Origin of the sequence: Gordonia sp. AC31, assembly GCF_031844505.1 — a bacterium.
Taxonomy (GTDB): Bacteria; Actinomycetota; Actinomycetes; order Mycobacteriales; family Mycobacteriaceae; genus Gordonia; species Gordonia hongkongensis.
The window spans coordinates 150166-166297 of sequence record NZ_JAUZVK010000001.1; the positions used below are offsets into that span (position 1 = coordinate 150166).

General features: G+C 69.9%; 14 protein-coding genes. 3 read left to right on the top strand and 11 right to left on the bottom strand.

The genetic code is table 11. The features are described from left to right. Positions 1–5 precede the first annotated feature (5 nt). The 10 genes from murD to Q9R39_RS00725 all read right to left on the bottom strand — a co-directional run bounded on the left by murD (position 6) and on the right by Q9R39_RS00725 (position 11407). Positions 6–1589, bottom strand: coding sequence for a UDP-N-acetylmuramoyl-L-alanine--D-glutamate ligase (gene murD / locus Q9R39_RS00680; RefSeq protein WP_311276951.1), 1584 nt, complete (start codon positions 1587–1589; stop codon positions 6–8). Further along, positions 1582–2679, bottom strand: coding sequence for a phospho-N-acetylmuramoyl-pentapeptide-transferase (gene mraY / locus Q9R39_RS00685; RefSeq protein ID WP_058251712.1), 1098 nt, complete (start codon positions 2677–2679; stop codon positions 1582–1584). The genes murD and mraY overlap by 8 nt, the downstream gene beginning before the upstream one ends. Positions 2680–2800: 121 nt before the next feature. After that, on the bottom strand, positions 2801–3286 hold the full coding sequence (locus tag Q9R39_RS00690) for a hypothetical protein (protein ID WP_058251711.1): 486 nt from the start codon (positions 3284–3286) through the stop codon (positions 2801–2803). After that, on the bottom strand, positions 3283–4929 hold the full coding sequence (locus tag Q9R39_RS00695) for a UDP-N-acetylmuramoyl-L-alanyl-D-glutamate--2,6-diaminopimelate ligase (RefSeq protein ID WP_078112829.1): 1647 nt from the start codon (positions 4927–4929) through the stop codon (positions 3283–3285). Before Q9R39_RS00695 ends, Q9R39_RS00690 begins: the two co-directional genes overlap by 4 nt. A gap of 276 nt (positions 4930–5205) precedes the next feature. After that, positions 5206–7131: a penicillin-binding protein 2 gene (locus Q9R39_RS00700; protein WP_078112828.1), complete on the bottom strand. Its 1926-nt coding sequence runs from the start codon at positions 7129–7131 to the stop codon at positions 5206–5208. 109 nt (positions 7132–7240) lie between these two features. Then, the gene (locus tag Q9R39_RS00705; protein ID WP_078112826.1) at positions 7241–8122 is read right to left on the bottom strand and encodes a hypothetical protein; all 882 of its coding nucleotides are present in this window, start codon (positions 8120–8122) and stop codon (positions 7241–7243) included. Positions 8123–8124: 2 nt separating this feature from the next. After that, positions 8125–9111, bottom strand: coding sequence for a 16S rRNA (cytosine(1402)-N(4))-methyltransferase RsmH (gene rsmH, locus Q9R39_RS00710; protein ID WP_078112825.1), 987 nt, complete (start codon positions 9109–9111; stop codon positions 8125–8127). 274 nt (positions 9112–9385) lie between these two features. Continuing rightward, positions 9386–9826, bottom strand: coding sequence for a division/cell wall cluster transcriptional repressor MraZ (gene mraZ / locus Q9R39_RS00715; RefSeq protein WP_058251706.1), 441 nt, complete (start codon positions 9824–9826; stop codon positions 9386–9388). Positions 9827–10365: 539 nt separating this feature from the next. Further along, positions 10366–10767, bottom strand: coding sequence for a DUF3040 domain-containing protein (locus Q9R39_RS00720; RefSeq protein WP_159371053.1), 402 nt, complete (start codon positions 10765–10767; stop codon positions 10366–10368). Between the two features lie 166 nt (positions 10768–10933). After that, positions 10934–11407: an SAV_6107 family HEPN domain-containing protein gene (locus tag Q9R39_RS00725; RefSeq protein WP_058251704.1), complete on the bottom strand. Its 474-nt coding sequence runs from the start codon at positions 11405–11407 to the stop codon at positions 10934–10936. Between the two features lie 365 nt (positions 11408–11772). Between Q9R39_RS00725 and Q9R39_RS00730 the strand changes: the two genes are divergently transcribed. The 3 genes from Q9R39_RS00730 to Q9R39_RS00740 all read left to right on the top strand — a co-directional run bounded on the left by Q9R39_RS00730 (position 11773) and on the right by Q9R39_RS00740 (position 15100). After that, a complete protein-coding gene (locus Q9R39_RS00730) occupies positions 11773–12447 on the top strand; it encodes an N-acetyltransferase (RefSeq protein WP_078112824.1) in 675 nt (224 codons plus the stop codon). A gap of 2 nt (positions 12448–12449) precedes the next feature. Then, positions 12450–14069, top strand: coding sequence for an NAD(P)/FAD-dependent oxidoreductase (locus tag Q9R39_RS00735; RefSeq protein ID WP_311276952.1), 1620 nt, complete (start codon positions 12450–12452; stop codon positions 14067–14069). 65 nt (positions 14070–14134) lie between these two features. Beyond that, positions 14135–15100 carry an LppM family (lipo)protein gene (locus Q9R39_RS00740; RefSeq protein ID WP_058251701.1) on the top strand — a complete coding sequence of 322 codons (966 nt, stop codon included), beginning with the start codon at positions 14135–14137 and terminating at the stop codon, positions 15098–15100. A gap of 51 nt (positions 15101–15151) precedes the next feature. On the opposite strand, the gene Q9R39_RS00745 is transcribed toward Q9R39_RS00740, so the two are convergent. Beyond that, entirely contained in the window at positions 15152–16129 is a 978-nt protein-coding gene (locus tag Q9R39_RS00745) for a methylenetetrahydrofolate reductase (protein WP_058251700.1), read from the bottom strand. Positions 16130–16132 lie beyond the last annotated feature (3 nt).

The window sequence follows — 16132 nt, forward strand, 5'->3', positions numbered from 1 at the left end:
CCGACTCAGCGTCCGGTGTCGGGCGAGCCGGCGATCCGACGCGCGGCGGCGGCGAACGCGTCACCGCGCGCGCCGTATCCGGCGAACATGTCCAGCGAGGCCGCCGCGGGTGCGAGCAGCACGGCGTCGGGCGCGGACGGGCTCGCCTCCGCGAGCACCCACGCCTCCTCGACGGCCCGGTCCATGACCGCCACCGATGTCGAGGAGCCCGTCCCCGGGAGATCAACTGCTGAGGCTTGGGGACCGGCCTGTCCCGGACGATGCACGTTCACCGTGCCATCGTCCCCTGTGAATACTGTGACTGTTGGGACTTCTGGGGCGTGTCGCGCGATCGCCTCGATCACCAGGTCTCGGTCACGGCCGATCGCGACCACCCCGGCCAGCCGATCGCCCACCGCGGTGAGCATCTCGTCCATCGACGCACCCTTGAGCAGACCGCCCGCGATCAGCACGACTCGGTCGAAGGCGGCGACCGCCGCCTGGGCGGCGTGGGGGTTGGTGGCCTTGGAGTCGTCGACGAAGTCGATCCCGTTCCGCGAGGCGACGACCTCGCCGCGATGACCGGCCGGCCGGAAGGACGCCAGCCCCGCCCGTATCGCCTCCGGCCCGATGCCGGCCGCGAGCGCGAGAGCCGACGCGGCCAGCGCATCGGCGACACCCGACGGTCCGGCCGGGCGCACCTCGTCGGCGTCGTACAACCGGCCCGCGTCGAAGGCGCGGTCGATCAGCACACCGTTCGCGACGCCGAGCTGTCCGGGCTGCGGATCGCGCAGCGTGAAACCGATGCGGCGGCCCGCGGCGGGCAGGCCGGACGCGACCGGGTCGTCCAGTCCGACGACACTCACCGCACCGCGCAGCGCTCCCGCCTTGGCAAGTGCGTACGCCTCGAACGTCCCATGCCAGTCGAGGTGATCCTCGGCCACGTTCAGCACGACTCCCGCTTGCGGACGGACCGACGGCGCCCAATACAGCTGGAATGACGACAGTTCCGCACACAGCACGTCCACCCGGGGCTCGGCCTGCATCGCGTCGAGCACCGGGAGCCCGATGTTGCCGCAGGCCGCACCCGTGCGGCCCGATGCCTCGACGATCACGGCGAGCATCGACGTGGTCGTCGTCTTGCCGTTGGTGCCGGTCACGACAAGCCAGGTGCGTGGTTCGCCCAGCAGTCCCGCGACGTCCACGCGCCAGGCCAGTTCGACCTCGCCCCAGACCGGTACGCCGGCGGTGGCCGCGGCCGCCACCAGGTGGTGGGTGGGCGCGAAGCCGGGTGACACGATCACGACCGTGGCCGTCGCCAGTCGCCCGGGACCGGTGAGCAGATCCGCGACGGCGACCGGTTCGACGCCGTGCGACATCAGCTCGGCGACCCCGGCGACCGCCGCGGCCGCGGCGTTCCGGTCGACGGGCGGCGCGTCAGCACCGGCGAACCGGTCGTCGGCGAGCAGGACATGCGCGCCGAGCGTCACCAGGAACCGGGTGGCGGACAACCCCGCGGTCCCGGCCCCGCCGACCACCACGGTCCGGCCGGCCAGTTCGCGCGGGTCGGGCCCCCCGGGGGTCGGGACCGCCGCCGGGCGATCAGCCATTGGTGGTCAGGAACTCGCCGTAGAACAGCGACAGGCCGAGCGCACAGGCGATGGCGGTGAGCAACCAGAATCTGATGATCACCGTGGTCTCCGCCCAGCCACCGAGTTCGAAGTGGTGATGGAACGGCGCCATCCGGAACACGCGACGACCGGTGGTCCGGAAGAAGGCGATCTGGATCACCACCGACATGATCTCGGCGACGAACAGCGCGCCGATGACGACCGCGAGCAACTCCGTTCGCGTGGTGATCGACAGACCGGCGAGCATGCCGCCGAGGGCGAGCGAGCCGGTGTCGCCCATGAAGATCTTGGCGGGCGCCGCATTCCACCAGAGGAAGCCGAGGCAGGCGCCGCCGCCGGCCACGGCGATGAGCGCGAGGTCGAGGGGGTCACGGACCTGGTAGCAGCCGGTGGGGATCTCGCTCGGTGGTTTCGCGCCGCCCGCACAGGCGTTGACGAACTGGAAGAAGGTGACCAGGACGTAGGAGCCCAGGACCATCGCCATCGAGCCGGCGGCCAGGCCGTCGAGTCCGTCGGTGAAGTTCACCGCATTCGACCAGGCCGCGACCACCAGCCAGCAGAACACCACGAACACGACCGACCCGAGCGTGATCGCATCGATGTCGCGGACGTAGGACAGGTTCGTGCTCGCCGGCGTGTAGCCGTAGTCGTTGCGGAACTGCAGCACCAGGATGCCGAAGAGGATGGCGGCGATGAACTGCCCGATGGACTTCGCGGTCTTGTTCAGACCGAGATTGCGATGCTTGCGGATCTTGATGATGTCGTCGAGGAACCCGACGACGCCCAACGCGGTCGCCAGCCCCAGAACGAGCAGTCCGGAGGCGGTCGGCCCGTTCCCGGCATCGGTGAAGACCCCGACGAGGTGGGCGCCGAAATAGCCGGCCCAGAGGGCGGCCAGGATCGCGACGCCGCCCATCGACGGGGTCCCGCGCTTGGTCTGGTGGCTCTGTGGGCCCTCGACCCGGATCTCCTGCCCGAAGCCCTGCCGGGAGAACACCTTGATGAGGACCGGCGTCAGCAGGATCGACACCGCGATCGCGATCGCCCCCGCGAGGAGTATCTGTGTCACCGCGTTGCCCCCGCATCCTCTCCGTACGCGACCGGTCTGTTCCCGACCGCGATCTTCCCGAACCTGCCTGACACCCCGCGGCGGAGCGGCATCGTCGGCCCACTCACGCCCGCGCGAGCGCTCACGGTGCCGCCTCGTCGCCGGCAGGGGCGTCGACGACCCGCCATCCGCCCCGCTCGGACCACGCGGTGATCACGGAGTCGAGATCGGCGCCGGCCGCGGCCAGCAGGATGACGTCGCCGGCGGTGGGCTGCCAGTCCGGTTCGGTGTCGGCGAGTCGGGCGGCGGCGTCGACGGACTCGACGATAAGCGCCTCGTCACCCCACGAACCCTCCATGACCGCGCCCTGGTGCAGCGCGTGCACCGATCGTGAATCCCCCACGCAGAGAGTCTTGTCGACGGCCAGTCGGACCGCCAGGCGACCCAGCAGATCGTGTTCGACGACGCGCTGGTTCTCGGTCAGGCCGGCCGGCGAGGCCAGCTCGGCGATGACCGCCCAGGTGCGGCCGGCGCCGGCGGACTCGGCGAGGCGCCGGATCAGCCGGCGGGCGTCGTCGACCGACACCGGCGCATCGCCGCGGATGACCGTCACCGCTCCGGTGGTCATCGTTCGCTCTCCGCGACCGCACCCGGAGCCTCGGCTGCGCGGGACTCGAGCGCACGGGCGACGACCTCCCGATCGTCGAACGGATGCTTCACGCCGTCGATCTCCTGTCCTGCCTCGTGTCCCTTGCCGGCGACCAGCACGACGTCGCCGGGCCGTGCCCAGGCGACGGCCGCCTCGATCGCGGCGGCGCGATCGCCGATCTCCCGGATCGGTTCCGCGCCGCGGGGGCGTTCGGTTCCGGGCACGGCCTGTGCACCGGCGAGCACCTCGGCCCGGATCGCACCCGGGTCCTCGGTACGCGGGTTGTCGTCGGTCACGACCACGAGTTCGGCACCGCGCGCGGCCGCTTCCCCCATCAGCGGCCGTTTGCCGGTGTCGCGATCGCCGCCGGCACCGACGACGATGGCCACCCGTCCGGTCGTCTGCCCGCGCAGTGTCGCCAGCACCGCCTCGATCGCGCCCGGCTTGTGCGCGTAGTCGACGAGGGCCAGGAACGGCTGTCCACGATCGATGCGCTGTAGGCGTCCCGGGACGCTCACCGACGCGACCGCCTCGAGTGCGGTGGGCACCGGCACCCCGGCGGCGTGTGCCACGGCGACGGCCAGGAGCCCGTTGGCCACGTTGTACCGGCCGGGCAATGGGATGAGGAGCTCGTGCTCACCTTCCGGCTCGGTGAACGGGGTGCGTGACGAGCCGTCGTCGGCGAGCGACGACTCACCCGCATGCCAGTGGGCCGACGTCGGCCCGGTGGACACCAGGACCGGTTGCAGATGGGCAGCTTCGCCCGGCCGCCGGGCGAGCTCGGCCATTCGCCGACCCCACTCGTCGTCGACGCACACGACCGCCCGGACCGCGTGCGTCGGGGCGGACGGGACGAACAACTGGGCCTTTGCGTCGAAGTAGGCGCGCATCGTGAGGTGGAAGTCGAGGTGGTCCTGCGAGAGGTTGGTGAACGCGCCGATCGCGAAATGCGCACCGTCGACGCGACCGAGCGCCAGCGCATGACTCGACACCTCCATGACGACGATGTCGACGCCGTCCTCGAGCATCGCTGCGAGCAGGGCCTGCAGGGTCGGCGCCTCCGGCGTGGTCAGCGAACTCGGTTGGGCGACGCCGTTCACGCGGGTCTCGACGGTGCCGATGAGCCCTACCGAGTGCCCGGCGGCCAGCAGGGCGGCCTCGACCAGATAGGACGTGGTGGTCTTGCCCGACGTGCCGGTGATGCCGATCAGCTTGAGTCGTTGGGACGGATTGCCGTACACGCGGGCGCTGACATTTCCGAGAACCGTGCGGGGAGCGGGATGGATGAGGACCGCGACGGCCGTCTCCGGCGGCAGGACGCGAGCCAGTTCGGCCCGGCCCGCGGGGTCGGTGAGGATGGCCGTCGCACCGGCCGCCACGGCCTGATCGGCGAACTTCGCGCCGTGCGTGCTGGCCCCGGGCAGTGCGGCGAACAGGTCACCGGGCCGGACGTCCTGCGCCCGCAGGACGACCCCGGTCACCTGGGTCTCGGCGTCGGCGCCGCCGACCAGGTCGAGTCGGGCCCCGGTGGCGGTGGACAACACGGACACCGGTGTCGGCGTGACATGACGCGGACGGATGGGTCCGCCACTCCGGTCGGGTGATGGTCGACGAGACGCCATCGGTGCTCCTCGCCTCCTCGGTTCTTCTCTCGGCGTTTCCCACGGGCGAGCGGACATGCTCGCTCCTCGGGACTGTGCTGGTCGTGCGGGACTGCTCGGTACGGGTGTCGATGTCAGGACGTCGGACCGGGCTGTGCCGCGAGGTGCGTCGGTGCCTCGTCGGGAGGCGCAGAATCGCACTCACGATACCGACCCGCCCCGACGCCACGGCACACGGTGCGCCCATGGCCGCACCTGTCCGGGTGCCCGGCTGATCGGCGACGGACGCCGCGGGCGCTACCGCGCGGTCAGGGTCAGCCGCGGCGTCGGCGCGGACAGCGGCACCTGGGCGCGCTGGAGCATCCACGACGTGATGGTGGAGAACAGCGGAGCCGCCGACTGACCGCCCGACCCGTCGGAACTGCGCCGTGGGTTGTCGAGCATGATCCCGACGACGTAGCGCGGGTTGTCGGCCGGGGCGATGCCCGCGAACGTGATGTTGTACCGCGAGTTCGAGTAGCACCCACAGGATGGATCGACCTGCTGCGCGGTGCCGGTCTTGCCGCTCACCTGGTAGCCGTCGACGGCCGCCTTGGTCCCGGTGCCCTGTTGCTCACCGGTCGGGTCGTCTTGCACCACCGACCGGAACATGTCCCGGACGGTCCGGGCGGTGGACTCGCTCACAACCCGGACGGGTTGGGGCCGCGCCCGGTCGTCGGGCGCCGACCCGTCCCGCTGCTCCGACGCCAGGATGCGCGGCGGAATGCGCAGGCCGTCGTTGGCGATCGCCTGGTACATCGCGGTCATCTGCAGCAGCGACATCGAAAGGCCCTGTCCGATGGGCAGGTTGGCGAACGAACCACCGGACCACTGACTCAGGGCGGGAACCTCTCCCGCGCTCTCCGCGGGCAGGCCGACCCCGGTTCGCTGACCGAGACCGAATTTCTTGACCATGTCGGCGAAGCGCTCTTCGCCGATCCGCTGCGCGAGCATCAGGGTGCCGACGTTCGACGACTTACCGAAGATGCCGGTGGTCGTGTACGGCTCGACCCCGTGCTCCCAGGCGTCGCGCACCGTCACCCCTGCCATCCGGATGCTGCCCGGAACACGGTGCACCGTCTCGGGCCGGGTGATGCCGTACTCGACGGCGGCCGCGGCGGCGATGAGCTTGTTGACCGAACCCGGCTCGAACGGCGAGGTGACGGCGGGGTTGCCCAGCTCGGCATCGGGCTGATCGGACAACGGGATGGATGCGTTGAACGTCCCGTCGTTCGCCATCGCCAGCACCTCACCGGTCTTGGCATCGAGCACCACGGCCGACGCGCCCTGCGCACCCGATGCCTGCTTGGCCTTCATGACCTGGCTCTGGACGAACCACTGGATGTCGGAGTCGAGGGTGAGGCGTACCGTCGCCCCGTTGAGAGCCGGGTGCACGTTGCGCATGCTGCCGGGGATGACGGCCCCGTCCGATCCCCGGTCGTAGGTCCGCGAGCCGTCCGTCCCTGACAGGATCGAGTCCAGCGATGCCTCGAGCCCGATGAGTCCATTGCCGTCGTAGTTCACGTCGCCGACCACGTTCGCCGCCAGCGACCCACCCGGGTACAGGCGGATGCTCTGCGGGTCGGCACCGACCTCCGGGAAGTCCTCGGTGATCCGGGACGCGACGTCGGGGCTCACGGACCGCGCGAGGTACACGAAAGTGTCCTCGCCGGTGACCTTCTCGAGGAGATCCTCCTCGCTGATCGAACCACCGAGGGCCACCGACACCCCCTTCGCGATCTCCTCGAGCCTGGTCTCGACGTCGGGAAGCGCGGGGTTCTTGCGGTGCTCTTCCTCGATCGTCTTGCGAACGGCCTTGGGCAGGAACGTCAACGACCGCGCTTCGTCGGTGTAGGCCAGCGGGCGCCCGTTGCGGTCGAGGATCGCACCGCGCTTGGCGGTGAGGACCTGCGTGTACTCGCGCTGCTGTGCGGCCTCGGCAGAGATCGAACTCGCCTGCACCGTGTGGACGACGATCATCTTGACCGCGACGGCGAGAACGACCAGCAGGACAACCACGCCGGCCGCGCGCGCACGGAAGACGAAACCCTGCGGCCCACGGCCGTTCCGCCCGCCGGCCCCCTTCCGATCCGATCCTCCCGACCCCGCTCCGGGTCCACGCCCGGGTCGGCGTCCCGGACGCGACGGGCCGGCGCCGAGCCGCTCGAAGGTCGCACGTGTCATGGTCGTCAATTGTTCACCGCTTCAACGTGGTTACCCCGGATTTGACCCCGGCGGGTTGGAGATGGCGCCGGAGATCCAGCGCACTTCGAAAGCGCGGATCGGGGCGAACTCACGGGGTGGGCACCACATTCGGCGCCGGAGTCGGGGTCGACGGCGCGGCCGGGGGCACGGCACCGGCCCCGGAGGGAGCCGGACTCGCACCGGACGGGAGCGGATTCGCGCCCGGCGGTGCGGTCTGCGACGGAGACGGTCCGCCGGCCGCCGGTTCGCCGGATGCCGGTTCGCCGGATGCCGGTTGCGACGATGTGGGTTGCGACGGTGCGGGTTGCGGTGTGGACGTCCCGCCCGCCTCGGGTCCCGCGGAACCCGATCCGCCGCCCAGCCCGATCGAGTCGTCGACCTCGCTCGGGTCGATCGATTCCGCGGGATCCGGTGCGGTATCGGGATTCAGGCTCCCCATCGGACGCCCGGACGCGGGCTCCGGCTTGCCCACCACGCGCGGACGTCGCGGGTCGTCGACGATCATCCGAGCGGGGTTGTCGGCGGGGATCATGCCGAGACGTGCTGCCTTGTCCGATAATTCAGGCGCCGAGTTGCCCGATTCGTACGTGCGCTTGAGCGCGTCGCGCTGATCGATGAGGGACTGGTTCTGCGTCCGCTCGATTCCCAGCTTGTAGGAGTCCTGCGCCGCCTTGGTCGACAACCACAGGCTGAGACCGAGTCCGAGGACGAGCAACGCGATCACCGGCACGACAAACGGGGTGTGCTGCAGTCGCTCTCGCAGGGACACCCCGGTCATGGACAGTCCGCCGCCGGTACGACGCGCAGGCGTGGCACGACCCGCCGCGGAGCGTCGGTGTCGACGGTCGAGTGCCCGCTGGGCGGCCCTCGATCGCGTCGCACGTTCGGACTCGATGCGGGTTCGGCGTGACCGTCGCGAATCGCGCTCGTCCCCGGCGGACCGCGACGGGGCCTCGTGCAGGATGGTCATGCTCAGCCCTTCTTCTCGACTCGTTCGATCGCGCGGACACGCACCGGCGCCGAGCGCGGGTTGGTGGCCAGTTCGTTCTCGTCCGGACGTTCGGCGCCCCGTGTGACGAGACGGAACTCCGGTGCCGTGCCGGGCAACTCGACCGGGAGGCCGGGAGGCGAGGTGGACGATGTGCGCGTCGCGAACTCGCGCTTGACGATCCGATCCTCGAGAGACTGGTAACTCATCACGGCGATCCGTCCGCCCACGGCGAGCGCGTCCAGCGCGGCCGGCAGAGCCTTACGCAGGACATCCAATTCGTGGTTGACCTCGATGCGCAGCGCCTGGAACGTCCGCTTCGCCGGGTGCCCGCCGGTCCGCCTGGTGGCGGCCGGGATGGCGTCGTAGAGCAGTTCGACGAGACGCGCGCTGGTCGAGAAGGGCTCCTTGTCCCGCTCCCGCAGGACCGCCGAGGCGATCCGGCCGGCGAAGCGCTCCTCCCCGTAATCGGAGAGCACGCGGGCCAATTCGCCGTGCGAGTACGTGTTGAGCACGTCGGCGGCGGTGAGCAGGTCGTCGGAGTTCATGCGCATGTCGAGCGGCGCATCCACCGCATAGGCGAAACCGCGTCCGGCCTGGTCCAGCTGCATCGACGACACCCCGAGATCGAACAGTGCGGCATCGATCACCGACTCCCCCGCTGCGTCCATCACGTCACGGATCTCGTGAAAGGTGGCCTGGTGCAGCGAGATCCGGTCGGAGTACGACGCCAGGCGCTCGCGGGCGATCTCGAGTGCCGAGGCGTCCCGATCGATGCCGACCACGCGGACGTTCGGGAACGACTCGAGAACCAGTTGACTGTGCCCGCCCGCGCCGAGCGTGGCGTCGAGGAAGACGCGCGGATCGTCGGAATCCAGTGCGGGGGTCAGCAGTTCGACGATGCGCGCACCCATGACGGGGATGTGACCGAACTCGCCGGACCGACGCGGTTCGTCCTCGGCATCGACCATGATGAAGACCCCCCATCGGCATGTATGCGGTATCGGCGGTGGGCGGATGCCTCGGGTCGGCGAGAGCAGGCGGTCGGATGGAGCGGGGTCCCGACCCGATCACGCACCTGGCGTTGGGGAAGTACGCCAGGGTCGCCACCGGGCCGGGGCCTCGTGCCACCCGAAGCCGCTGGGCACCGAACTCGCCCATCGGTTGCTGTCTCTTCGGTCGGTTTCTGGTCGGTTGCTGTCGTTGGTGTTGCTGTCTCGGCGGTGTGGCGGGCCGGTCCTCCGGCTACAGCACCGCGTTCAGCGCGGCGGAGTTGGCGGCCGAGAAGTTCTCCTCGTGCCGCGTCTGGTACTCGTTCCATGCGGCCGAGTCCCAGATCTCGAGGTGATCGAAGCTGCCGAACACCACGCACTCCTTGGACAACCCCGCGTACACGCGATGGTCGCCGGACAGACTGATCCTGCCCTGACCGTCCGGTCGCTGCTCTTCCGAACCGGCGAAGAACGTCCGCTGGAACGCGCGCAGATCAGGGTCGTTCCGAGACGCCTCGACGATCCGAGCGGCTATCGCGTCGAACTCTTCGGTCCGGTACACCGACAAGCTGTGATCTTGGCCTTTGGTGACCACTACCCCTCCTGCCAGTGCATCGCGGAACTTGGCGGGCAACGTGAGCCGCCCTTTGTCGTCCAATTTGGGCGTGTAGGTACCGACGAATCGCACGGACACGTCGACACCTCCTGCCCACCGGGTTCCGCGTCGTATCTCGCCTCACCCAGTGCTGCCACAGTACCCCACTTTCCACCACTTTCCACCCCCACCGCCCCCCGCATTCACTCACTGACAGCAAATTCCCAGTTCAGGGAGCTCAAGATGACGATGAACGCGCGTGTCGCCGGCGCGTCATGGGCGCAAAGAAGGGCAACAAGCGTGTGATCAGAGATACCGATGAGGTTCGAGAGGCGGGAAATCCAGGCATAGATCCTCTAGTGGGGCAAAGTGGGGCGTCCCGGTGGGGAGAAGTGGGGATCGCCGGTGGGGAGAAGTGGGGATGCCGGCAAAGAAGAGCGAGGACCGTCGACTGGGCGTCCGATCCCGTCGATCGTGCGCCCGAATCCGTCGGCCGTGCGCCCGAACCCGTTCAGCGTGCTCTGGAGAGCGATCGAGGACATGAAAGAGCCGCGTGCCCGAAGGCACGCGGCTCAGTCGTATGCGAAGTTGCGGGAGTCGGTCAGCCGATCGACGAACGCGGAGTCGGGATCAGCGGATCACTCCTGCTCGAACCGGCGATTGAATCGCTCCTCCATGCGCTCCGACAGCTTGCGCTTGGCGCCGGACGACCCCGGTTGCTTCTTGCCGGACCTGGTCGACGACGAGCCCGCCTCGGCGGTGTTGTTGTCTCCCCAGAGAGCGAAGAGGCCGGCCCCGAACATCACCAGGAAGCCCAGGAGGCTCACGATCGGGAATCCGCCGATGTTGATGTTGACGATGAGTCCGCCGACCAGCATCACCAGGCCGACGACGAAGACCGCTGCCGCCTGCAGGCGACGACGACCGCTCGACTTCCCAAGGCGCCGACGCTTGACACTGGACGCAAACTTGGGGTCTTCCGCGTACAGCGCGCTCTCGATCTGTTCGAGCATGCGTTGCTCGTGCTCCGAAAGTGGCACCGACCCTCCTTCTCACTGATCCGTGACGCCGACGAAGGTCACCCGCGACCGGAAAGGCGTCTGCGCCTATATCGTCCCATGATACGAGGTGAAATCGACCGCGACCACCATTACTCGCTGTTGCCGACGACCGGGCGGTGCCAGAAACCGCAAAGTGTGGCCGGATTCACGCCGTCGCGCCGATCTGCGGCGCTTCGGCACCGAGTTTTCCTTGCTCGTAGGCGATGACCATCGTCTCGACCCGACGCAGGAAGTCGAGGACGAGCAGCCGCATGCCGGCGACGCTGTCGGGGTCGATCGTGCGGATGATCCCGGACTCGATCTTCATCCGAACCGGCGACAGCGCGGCGAACCGGGCGGCGATCGGCGCCAGCTCGGGGGCGACCACACCGATGCGGGTCCAGGCGTTCGACGTCCTGCGCCGCACGGTCCCGACCGGTTCGTGCACGGCAAGGGCCGCGCCCGAGGCGCGGAGTGCGACGAGGTACAGCTGGCGGAACCGCTCGACGTCGTCGTCGACGCCGTCGGCATTGTCGAAGAGCACGTGTGCGCGCTCGAGGAGATCGCGCGCTCGACCGACCATCACCGGGTCGACGGGCGCCGCGTGGGTGAGAGCCGTGGCGCTGCGGTGTCTGGCCATGTCGTCCTCCTCGTGCGTATGGGCTGTGTCCGGCGGCAGACGCTTCCCTCGTCCGCCGCCGGACCGTGTCGTCGGATGAACGCGAACAGCTTGCGGAGGCACATTCATCGAACATCCGTTCGACACGTTCAATATAGCTATCCCGGCGTCGGCGTTCAAGACATCTGTGACCCGAAACCCCCGCCGGGGAGTACAACGCCACCACCTGCGGGCCGATTCCTGCCGAGTGTGCATCATCGATAGGACAATTCCCGGAAGTGGCCTGCGACGCGATGCCCCCGGCAGAGGGCGGCCCGCCCCAGCGGCAGCCGACCTCGTCCGCAGGTCGACGACGCAGGACGAACGATGCAGAGAACGGAAATCCGTTGACCATCCGCCTGGTGAGCCTGAGTGGCCAGGACGCCCGGGCCTGGCTCGAGCCGGCCCTGGAGATCTACGTGACCGCGATGAATTATCCGCGCGGTACGGAGATCCATCGGGCCGGGCTCTGGCGCGAACACATCGCGCGGCCCGGATGGCGTGCGGTGGGCGCGGTCGAGACGGTGACCCCATACGAGGCGCGGACCATGCCGGCCGCGCGGCGCCGGGTCGGTCCACCGGTCGGCTTCGGACCCGACGACCTGCTCGTCGGCATCGCCTACGGCTACACCGGCGCGACCGGTCAGTGGTGGAACCAGCAGCTGCGGCTCGGACTCCGCCAGACGGGCCGACCGCCCGAGACGGTCGAGGCGATCGCGCGCGATTACTTCGAGCTCACCGAGCTGCACGTCCACCCGACCGCCCAGGGCCGTGGGATCGGACAGGCGCTCCTCGCCCGGCTGCTGGCCGATCGGCCCGAACGCCATGTGCTGCTGTCGACCCCGGAGATCCCCGCCGAGGACAACCGCGCGTGGTCGTTGTACCGGCGGATGGGTTTCACCGACGTCCTGCGCCACTTCACCTTCACCGGCGATCCGCGTCCGTTCGCGTTCCTCGGCCGTCCGCTCCCCCTGAAACTGCAACCCCCGGCCGCCGCCCGCCGCGCCGGTACCGGGAGCTGACGATGCACGGCACCCGGCGTGACGCCGTCGTCATCGGCGCGGGCCACAACGGCCTGATCGCCGCGGCCTACCTGGCACAGGCCGGACGGGATGTGGAGGTACTCGAGCGGGACGACATCCCCGGCGGCGCGGTCTCCACCGTCGAACGGTTCCCCGGCCATCGGGTCGACCGGGGGTCGTCGTCGCATCTGATGATCCGTCACTCCCCCGTCCTCGACGACCTCGACCTCGCCGCGCACGGCCTGCGCTACGTCGACTGCGATCCGTGGGCGTTCGTCCCGGCCACCGCGACCGCCCCGCCGATCGTCTTCCGCACCGACCTCGACGCGACGTGTGCTTCCATCGAGAACGCCTGCGGTGCGGCCGATGCCGCCGCATATCGACGGTTCGTGGAGACGTGGACGCCGCGGGCGCGGGCGGTCATGGATGCGTTCTACCAACCCGCGACGATGGGGAAGTTCGGCCGGGCCTTCGGCGGGCTCGGCGGCACCGCCACCACGGCACGCACGGGGTTGTTCGGCCGGCGCGGCGGCCGGGTGCTGAACCTGACCGCCGAATTGATGGCCTCCGGCGATTCCCTCCTCGACGAGTATTTCGAGTCCGAACAGCTCAAGGCCGGACTCGCGTGGTTCGGCGCCCAGTCCGGACCGCCCATGAGCGCACCGGGCACGGCGCCGATGATCGGATTCGCCGCACTCATGCACCGAATCCCGCCCGGACGCGCGATCGGGGGCAGCGGCGCCCTCACCGAGGCCCTCGTGCACCGAATCCACCAGGACGGCGGCCGTGTCTCCTGCGGCGACCCCGCGGTCTCCGTCGCCCGCTGCGGCGACCACTGGCGGGTGCTCACCGGCACGGGTCAATCCCGTTGTGCCGCAACAGTCATCCACGCCTGCCACGTGCTCACCACGCTCGACCTCCTCGCCGCCGGCGGTTTCGACGCGGGCGTCATCGACCGCTGGCGACGCGCCATCGTCGTGGGCAGCGGGATCGGGATGGCGGTTCGCCTGGGGACGACCGGCCTGCCCGACTACCAGGGGCTGCCCGGCGACCTGCCCGAGCACGGCGTCCATTCGGCTCTCGGACTGCTGGTCACCGACCGCGCCCACCTCACCCGAGCCCATGCCGCGGCGTCGGTGGGCGAGCTCCCGCCGCGCCCGGCTGTGGTCGCGATGAGCTATTCGGCGATCGATCCGACGCTCGCGCCCCCGGGCCGCTCCGTCATCAATCTCTGGGCACAGTGGCATCCGTACCGGCTGGCCGACGGCGACTGGCCGGCCGCGGCGGACCGCGCCGCGAAGGCCGTCGTCGACGAGGTGGACCGCCACGCGCCCGGTTTCGCCGAGTCGGTCGCGCATCGGTACGTCCAGACGCCGCGAGATCTGGCCGATGAGCTGGGCCTGATCGGCGGCAACATCATGCATGTCGAGATGTCCATCGACCAGATGTTCATGTGGCGTCCCACCCCCGACCTCGCCGGACACCGCGTCCCCGGTGCCGACGGCCTGCTCCTCGCCGGAGCGTCGACTCACCCCGGCGGAGGTGTCACCGGCGCGAGCGGTTACATCGCCGCCCACCTGGCGCTGCGACGCGGGCGTCGGGGTCTCGGCCGTCGGCCCTGACACCGCCGACACCCGACGCGGCGCGGTGTGACCGGTGCCCCGCGGTCCGGCCGGGGTCTGGCACGATGAGCACCGTGCGTTCGTCGAATCCCGTACCGGGTGCGCCCGGGTCCCGCCGAGCCCGGCGCCTGTTGCCGTCCGCGGTCGCCGTCGCTCTCGTCGCCCTCTCCCCGCTGATGGCCGGTTGTCTCGAACGGTCGACGACGGTGGGAGATCGCTACTCGGGGAGCGTCGTCGTGGCGACCACCCCGGACAATCCGCGCGGGACACCGCAGTTCGACCTCCCCGAGTCGATGGTGGGGCAGGTCTCGGTGACCGACTACAAACAGGTGCCCGATCGTCCCGAGGCGCCGTCGTCTCCGGGCGCCGGACCCGAGAACACGGCGGATTCCCCCTCCCCCTCCGAGCCCGCCGGAAACGACGAGGCCGGCGCGGACGAGAACCCCGCCGAGGACGATCCCGCCACGCGCGTCGGAACGCGGGCGTCGTTCAGCGATCTCACCGCGGGACAGTTCGCCCAGCTGGGCGACATCGTGGCCGACGCCTACGGAGACACCTCGCTGACGATGGACCTCACCGCCAAGCGCAGCGGGGAGGTGGTGCGGTTCCGCGGCGACGCCGATCTGACCGAGCTGGTCCCGGACCGCGACTACGTGCAACTGACCGTCACCTTCGGCGGTCCGGTGACCGCGACGAACGGCGAGCAGGTCGGCGAGTCCACCGTGACCTGGACCCCCGCTCCGGGTGAACCGTCGGACTTCAGCGCCGATGCCACCTATCCGGACCCGGCGACCGCCGCGGTCAGCAGTTGGTCGTGGTTCGTCGCGTTGCTGTGCGTCGTGGTCGTCCTGGTGATCGTCCGGATCGCCTACTCCAAGCGGTATCGCGGACCGCGGCCCGGACGTCCGGTGGCGGCTAAGACAAACCCTTCGTCGATCTCGGGTGAAGGACTCGCGGCTGCCGCCGATCCCGTGTCGGGTCCGTCATCGGCAACGCCGCCCGCGGATCGAAAGCCACCCGCAGGCACATGATGCCGCGCCGGACCGGCGTCGACACCGGTCCGGCGGAACAGCTTCGGCCGTTCAGGCCGGGACGTGCAGCGCGGCGTCGACGTCCACGCCGAGTCGGCCCAGGACCTCCGTCGTGGCCTTGGCGAAATTCAGACTGCAGAAATGCAGGCACGGCGCACCCTCGGCGACGAGTCGCTGTGCCATCTCGGTGGCGAAGTCGATGCCGACGGCACGGACCGACGCGCGGTCCTCCTCGGCGCCGTTGCCCGCCGCTTTGGCGAACCGCTCCTCGACGTCGGGCGGGATCACCGATCCCGACAGCTCGACCATGCGACGGACGGTGGCCAGCGACGTCACCGGCATGATTCCCGGGATGATCGGCTTGAGTCCCTGCTCGGGGTCGGCGGCCGCGACCCGGTCGCGCAGCCGCAGGTAGTGCTCGACGTCGAAGAACATCTGGGTGATGGAGTACTCGGCCCCGGCCCGCAACTTGCTGACGAGTGTGCGGGTGTCGTGTTCGATGTCGGGCGACCGATGATGCGTCTCCGGGAACGACGCCACCCCCACGTGGAAGTCGCCGAGGGTATCGATGAGCCGGACCAGTTGCTCGGCGTACTCGACGCCGTCGGGATGGGCGACCCACTCGCCGAGCGGATCGCCGGGCGGATCGCCGCGGAGCGCGAGGATGTTGGTGATGCCCTGGTCGGCGTAGGCACCGACGAGCGCGCGCAGTTCCGCGACGCTGTGATTGACGGCGGTCAGGTGGGCCACCGGCAGCAGCGTGGTCTGTGCGGCGAGCTCACCGGTGATGCGCACCGTGCGATCCCGCGTCGAACCACCGGCACCGTAGGTCATCGAGACGAACGCCGGGGACAACCGCTCGAAGATGCGCACCGCCCGCCACAGCCGGGACTCGGCCTCGGCGTCACGCGGCGGGAAGAACTCGACCGAGAACGGGACCGGGCCGCGGTGCGGAGCGGACAGGCGTTCGACGATCGAGGGTGCGGGAGCGGTTGGGGTCACCCGCACAGTGTACGGAGCAGGTCGCATAGC

Coding starts and splice junctions, on each gene's coding strand:
- murD (WP_311276951.1), bottom strand. CDS start 1,589: ATGGCTGATCGCCCGGCGGCGGTCCCGACCCCCGGGGGGCCCGACCCG.
- Q9R39_RS00695 (WP_078112829.1), bottom strand. CDS start 4,929: ATGGCGTCTCGTCGACCATCACCCGACCGGAGTGGCGGACCCATCCGT.
- Q9R39_RS00740 (WP_058251701.1), top strand. CDS start 14,135: ATGAGCACCGTGCGTTCGTCGAATCCCGTACCGGGTGCGCCCGGGTCC.
- Q9R39_RS00725 (WP_058251704.1), bottom strand. CDS start 11,407: ATGGCCAGACACCGCAGCGCCACGGCTCTCACCCACGCGGCGCCCGTC.
- Q9R39_RS00700 (WP_078112828.1), bottom strand. CDS start 7,131: ATGACACGTGCGACCTTCGAGCGGCTCGGCGCCGGCCCGTCGCGTCCG.
- Q9R39_RS00690 (WP_058251711.1), bottom strand. CDS start 3,286: ATGACCACCGGAGCGGTGACGGTCATCCGCGGCGATGCGCCGGTGTCG.
- Q9R39_RS00745 (WP_058251700.1), bottom strand. CDS start 16,129: ATGCGACCTGCTCCGTACACTGTGCGGGTGACCCCAACCGCTCCCGCA.
- Q9R39_RS00735 (WP_311276952.1), top strand. CDS start 12,450: ATGCACGGCACCCGGCGTGACGCCGTCGTCATCGGCGCGGGCCACAAC.
- rsmH (WP_078112825.1), bottom strand. CDS start 9,111: ATGGTCGATGCCGAGGACGAACCGCGTCGGTCCGGCGAGTTCGGTCAC.
- Q9R39_RS00705 (WP_078112826.1), bottom strand. CDS start 8,122: ATGACCATCCTGCACGAGGCCCCGTCGCGGTCCGCCGGGGACGAGCGC.